At 37.1% G+C, this 5,110-nt stretch carries 6 protein-coding genes and 1 tRNA gene; 6 read left to right on the top strand and 1 reads right to left on the bottom strand.

Features of this window, described 5'->3' with window-relative positions; translation table 11 throughout:
• From ACIQZ6_RS11825 to ACIQZ6_RS11805, 5 genes are all read left to right on the top strand, one after another.
• Positions 1-571: FAD-dependent oxidoreductase (locus tag ACIQZ6_RS11825; protein WP_395811351.1), on the top strand; the 571-nt coding region annotated here is incomplete at its 5' end.
• 328 nt (positions 572-899) lie between these two features.
• A complete protein-coding gene (locus tag ACIQZ6_RS11820) occupies positions 900-1,358 on the top strand; it encodes a sterol desaturase family protein (RefSeq protein WP_395811349.1) in 459 nt (152 codons plus the stop codon).
• A 1-nt stretch (position 1,359) separates the two neighbouring features.
• Positions 1,360-2,373 carry a UDP-N-acetylmuramate dehydrogenase gene (gene murB, locus ACIQZ6_RS11815; RefSeq protein WP_395811347.1) on the top strand — a complete coding sequence of 338 codons (1,014 nt, stop codon included), beginning with the start codon at positions 1,360-1,362 and terminating at the stop codon, positions 2,371-2,373.
• A 55-nt stretch (positions 2,374-2,428) separates the two neighbouring features.
• A complete protein-coding gene (locus ACIQZ6_RS11810; protein ID WP_395811345.1) occupies positions 2,429-3,112 on the top strand; it encodes a lycopene cyclase domain-containing protein in 684 nt (227 codons plus the stop codon).
• The gene (locus tag ACIQZ6_RS11805; RefSeq protein ID WP_395811343.1) at positions 3,109-3,375 is read left to right on the top strand and encodes a cytochrome b5 domain-containing protein; all 267 of its coding nucleotides are present in this window, start codon (positions 3,109-3,111) and stop codon (positions 3,373-3,375) included. The genes ACIQZ6_RS11810 and ACIQZ6_RS11805 overlap by 4 nt, the downstream gene beginning before the upstream one ends.
• Positions 3,376-3,886: 511 nt before the next feature.
• Here the strand turns inward: ACIQZ6_RS11805 and ACIQZ6_RS11800 are convergent.
• Positions 3,887-4,807 (bottom strand): PfkB family carbohydrate kinase, encoded by a 921-nt coding sequence (locus ACIQZ6_RS11800; protein WP_395811341.1) that lies wholly within the window; start codon positions 4,805-4,807, stop codon positions 3,887-3,889.
• A 107-nt stretch (positions 4,808-4,914) separates the two neighbouring features.
• On the opposite strand from ACIQZ6_RS11800, the gene ACIQZ6_RS11795 reads away from it, so the two are divergent.
• A tRNA-Asn gene (locus ACIQZ6_RS11795) sits at positions 4,915-4,988 on the top strand.
• Positions 4,989-5,110: the final 122 nt, after the last annotated feature.

Raw genomic sequence — 5,110 nt, 5'->3', positions numbered from 1 at the left:
TCTCGGACTTGAAAATATAGGAATTACCCTTGAAGAGCGTGGCAAGAAGATACCCGTTAATGCACATCTTGAAACTTCAGTTCCTGGAATTTATGCCATTGGTGATGTGGTAAAAGGGGCAATGTTAGCACATAAGGCAGAAGATGAAGGAACATTCGTAGCCGAGGTTATTGCTGGTCAGAAACCGCACATCAACTATAATTTAATTCCGGGAGTAGTATATACCTGGCCTGAAGTGGCAAGTGTAGGTCAAACTGAAGAACAGTTAAAAGAAAGTGGAATCAAGTATAAGGCTGGGTCTTTTCCATTTAAAGCAAGCGGAAGAGCACGTGCAAGCAATGATTCGGATGGTTTTATTAAAGTCTTGGCAGATGCTGTAACCGATGAAATACTTGGAGTTCATATGATTGGTCCAAGAGCTGCCGATATGATTGCAGAAGCAGTTGTTGCGATGGAGTTCAGAGCTTCGGCAGAAGATATCTCTAGGATATCACATGCCCATCCAACCTATACTGAAGCCTTCAAGGAGGCTAGTATGGCTGCCACTGATAATAGAGCAGTGCATGTTTAAGTTTTAGGTTATAAGTTGTAGGTTATAAGTTATAAGTAGAAAGGGAAAAGCTTAAAGCAAAAAGTTATAGGTTATAAGTTGTAGGTTATAAGTAAAAAGCTAAAAGCCAAAAGCTAAAAGGTCAAAGCTGAAAGCTGAAAGGTCAAAGCAAAAAGCTAAAAGGTCAAAGCTGTATTCTGTTTTAATAATTGAATTTTGTTGTTAATAGACTTATTTGCTGATAACAGATAACAGACTACTGATAACAGATAACTGATAACAGACAACAGATAACTGATAACAGACAACAGATAACTGATAACAGATAACAGACAACAGATAACAGATCATGCAAATAATCCTTCCCATTGCAATAATACTTGGAACTCTTGCAGGAATGGAGTCATTTTCTTGGTTTATTCATAAGTATTTATTTCATGGCCCGCTGTGGTTCATACACAAAAGCCATCACCAGCAGCGATCGGGGTGGTTTGAGTTTAACGATATTTTCAGCGTGCTTTTTGCCATAATTTCTGTTTATTTGATGTGGATGGGAAGAATAGATCTGGATATTAAATTTTGGGTTGGTGTTGGGATAACAGTTTATGGAATAATCTATTTTATTTTCCATGACTGGTTCATTCACAATAGGTTTCAGAGTTTTAAAACTGATAATAGCTATTTGCTAGGGATCCGCAGGGCACATAAAATCCATCATAAATCAACAGAAAAAAATCCTGCTGAAGAGTTTGGATTGCTTCTGGCTTCGAAAAAATATTTTAAACAATCTACCAGATCTTCTCATTGATATGCAGGTTCTTGAAAATTTTTCACTTAAATCACTGAATACTTTTGGAGTAGAAGCCATTGCGGCCCGGTATGTAGATATTGAGCAAGAAAATGATCTTAAATTATTGTTTTCTGATGATCAGCTCAAGAATTATCCGAGATTGGTTCTTGGTGGAGGCAGTAATGTGCTGTTTACCAATAATTTCAGTGGTTTGGTTATACATATCAAGATTCTGGGATTAAGGGCCGAAGTTCAGGGCGATGACATTCTTGTCACAGCTGGAGCAGGTGAAGTTTGGAACAACTTGGTTAATTACTGTGTAGACAATGAATTTGCTGGAATTGAAAACCTGAGTCTGATTCCTGGTTCAGTTGGTGCCTCGCCAGTGCAGAATATTGGAGCCTACGGTGTTGAACTTCAGGATGTATTTCATTCCTGCCGGGCATTTGAAATTTCAACTGGCAAAATCAAAGAATTTAATAAACAAGATTGCAGATTCAATTATCGCGATAGCATATTTAAATCGTCGGCTAAAGGATTATTTATTATCACGGAAGTTACCTTTAAGCTTTCCGGAATATTTAAGCCAAATGTGAGTTATGGCGCAATAACCCAAGAATTAAGCAAGCGCGGTATTGATCAGCCCAATATTAAAGAGTTATCTCAGGTCATATCCCATATCCGTGTCAGTAAACTTCCAGACCCAACAACCATTGGTAATGCCGGTAGTTTTTTTAAGAATCCAGTGATTCCAGTTTCAAAATTCATCCGGTTACAGTCCCCTTTTCCAGGCATTGTTCATTTTCCTGCAGGTGAAGGGTTTGTAAAGATTTCGGCAGGCTGGCTGATTGAGTATTGTGGTTGGAAAGGTAAAGTGGTTGGTAATACAGGTACCTGGAAAAACCAGGCCCTGGTAGTAGTGAACCACGGAAATGCTACTGGGAATGAAATTTTAAGCTTCTCTTCTACTATTATTGCTAGTGTCAGTTCAGTTTTTGGAATTCAGCTTGAGCGTGAGGTAAATATCATTTAGTATACAATTTTATCATTCAATAGGTACGAAATTATAAGAATACTTAATTTTAAACATGAAATTTACTTATCTGCTGATTAATTTTCTTACCATTTTTTTTCCGATCATACTATCATTCGATAAGCGAGTACAGTTTTTTAAGAGCTGGAAGTTTATTTTTCCAGGACTTTTCATAACCGGACTTTTATTTCTTTTATGGGATTATATTTTCACTATTTACGGAGTTTGGTCTTTTAATCCAGATTACGTTATAGGGGTATATATGCTTAATCTTCCACTAGAGGAGATACTATTTTTTGTTACGGTTCCTTTCGCTTGTATTTTTATATATGAATGTCTTAATTATTATCTCAAGAAAGACATTTTAATGCGCTACTCTAGCTATATTAATTCTGCTCTATTTGGATTCTCAGTCTTGATGTTGTTGCTATACTACGACAGAGTGTATACATTAATTACCTTCGGATTGCTGGCAGTAGTTTTAATCTTTGCCGAATTTATAATAAAGAGTAGCATATTAAGCCGATTTTATTTAGCCTATCTGGTTTCATTGATTCCGTTTTATATTGTTAATGGTATTCTTACCTCCATTCCTATTGTCATGTATAACGATGCTGAGAATATGGCATTCAGAGTTGGAACCATACCACTTGAAGATCATTTTTACTCCATGTCTATGCTTTTAATCAATATACTTCTGTTTGAATATTTCAGGAATAAGCAAAGGTCAATAGCATGATTAATTTACCAGAATACAGCAAATCATACCTTGCACTTCGAAACGGTCAGGATAAACCTGAGATATGGGTGGCATTCAAAGGTATAATTTATGATGTCACCGAAAGCCGATTATGGAAAAACGGCAAACATTATGAACATTGGGCAGGGCAGGATTTGACAGATGAGCTGAAGGATGCCCCACATAGCGATCAGGTATTTGCGAAATTCAAGGTAGTGGGGAAGCTATTATCAGTTATCTGTTGTCTGTTATCTGTTGTCTGAGGTATGAAGGCTGAGGTATGAGGTATGAAGTTTGAGGTAGGAGGTCTGAGAGAAGCAGAAAATATCAATTAGCACTAAACAGTCTTTGTTCTTGGTTCTTTGCTCTTGGTTCCAGTTATCTGTTGTCTGTTGTCTGAGGTATGAGGAATGAAGTCTGAAAAAAAGCAGAAAATATCAATTAGCACTAAACAGTCTTTGTTCTTGGCTCTTGGTTCTTGGTTCCAGTTGTCTGTTGTCTGTTGTCAGATAGGAGTTGGTTAGGTGGTTAGTAGTTAGTTGGTTAGATGGTTAGTAGTTAGTTAGTATAAATATTTAATAAACAATTTTCGCTTTTTAATAAAACCCTTGACTTATAACCTATTACCTACAACTTATTACTTTCCGCTTTCCCCTTTCAGCTTTCCGCTTTTGACTTTCCCCTTTCCGCTTTCCCCTTTCAGCTTTCCCCTTAAAACCTACAACCTACAACCTATAACCTACAACCTATAACCTAAAACCTATAACCTACAACTTACTTCTCTATCACAAAACTACTCAACTTCACAAACTGCTGAACTCTTGCCTGAATCTCTTCTTGGCTTAGATTTTTGATACGTTCTGTTCCAAATTTTTCGACACAGAAAGAAGCTAATGCAGAGCCGTAAATGATTGCATTTTTCATATTATTGAAATTGATCGTGTCAACCTGAGCTAGATATCCAATGAATCCGCCTGCAAAAGTATCTCCAGCTCCAGTTGGGTCAAATACGTCTGCAAGAGGTAGGGCAGGGGCTGAGAATATCTGATCCTCATTGAATAATAGGGCGCCATGCTCACCTTTCTTGATGATCAGATACTTAGGGCCCATTGCCATGATCTTATGAGCAGCTTTGACCAAAGAATACTCACCCGATAATTGTCTTGCTTCAGCATCATTAATAGTCAAAACATCTATATTTTTGATTACTGCTAGTAAATCATCAAGTGCAATGTCCATCCAGAAGTTCATCGTATCCAAAACGATTAGCCTTGGGCGATTCTTTATCCGATTGATCACTGTTTGCTGTACTTGTGGAGTTAAATTTCCAAGCATCAGGAATTCGCAATCCTGGTAGTTTTCAGGAATAATCGGATCAAAGCTGCCAAGAACATTTAATTCTGTTACCAATGTATCACGACTGTTCATATCATTATGGTATTTTCCAGACCAGAAAAAGGATTTCTCTCCTTTTTTAATCTGCAAACCTTCAGTATCAATACCGTGATCGTTAAAATTTTGGATGTCTTCTTGGTGAAAATCTTCACCAACCACTCCAACAATTTTAACTTTTTTATAAAAGTAGGATGCTGCTAAACTAGCGTAGGTGGCTGCTCCACCCACTATTTTGTCGGTTTTCCCAAAAGGAGTTTCAATTGCATCGAAGGCAACAGAACCAATAATTACTAAACTCATATTTATTTTAAAAAATTTTCACACAAATATTGCATTAATAATTTAAAATCCCGAATATTGCACTCCCGAAAGGGACGAAACCACTAGTTGGTTTCATAACCAGAAATTCCTAAGTAGCTCAGCTGGTTAGAGCATCTGACTGTTAATCAGAGGGTCCCTGGTTCGAGTCCAGGCTTGGGAGCAATATCAAAGTAAAAGGGTTATACTTGTAAAGTGTAACCCTTTTTGATTTTATGAAAAAGTATTCTACTTTCTTTCTGATATTTCTCTCGTTGAACTTGTATGGACAGTCAGTTCAAAAAA

Source organism: Daejeonella sp., assembly GCF_044348475.1.
GTDB lineage: Bacteria > Bacteroidota > Bacteroidia > Sphingobacteriales > Sphingobacteriaceae > Daejeonella.
This window is presented reverse-complemented; position numbering and strand designations above follow the sequence as displayed.

Excerpts from the sequence above, each read along its gene's own strand:
- ACIQZ6_RS11800 (WP_395811341.1), bottom strand. The coding sequence starts at position 4,807 with ATGAGTTTAGTAATTATTGGTTCTGTTGCCTTCGATGCAATTGAAACT.
- murB (WP_395811347.1), top strand. The coding sequence starts at position 1,360 with ATGCAGGTTCTTGAAAATTTTTCACTTAAATCACTGAATACTTTTGGA.
- ACIQZ6_RS11820 (WP_395811349.1), top strand. The coding sequence starts at position 900 with ATGCAAATAATCCTTCCCATTGCAATAATACTTGGAACTCTTGCAGGA.
- ACIQZ6_RS11805 (WP_395811343.1), top strand. The coding sequence starts at position 3,109 with ATGATTAATTTACCAGAATACAGCAAATCATACCTTGCACTTCGAAAC.
- ACIQZ6_RS11810 (WP_395811345.1), top strand. The coding sequence starts at position 2,429 with ATGAAATTTACTTATCTGCTGATTAATTTTCTTACCATTTTTTTTCCG.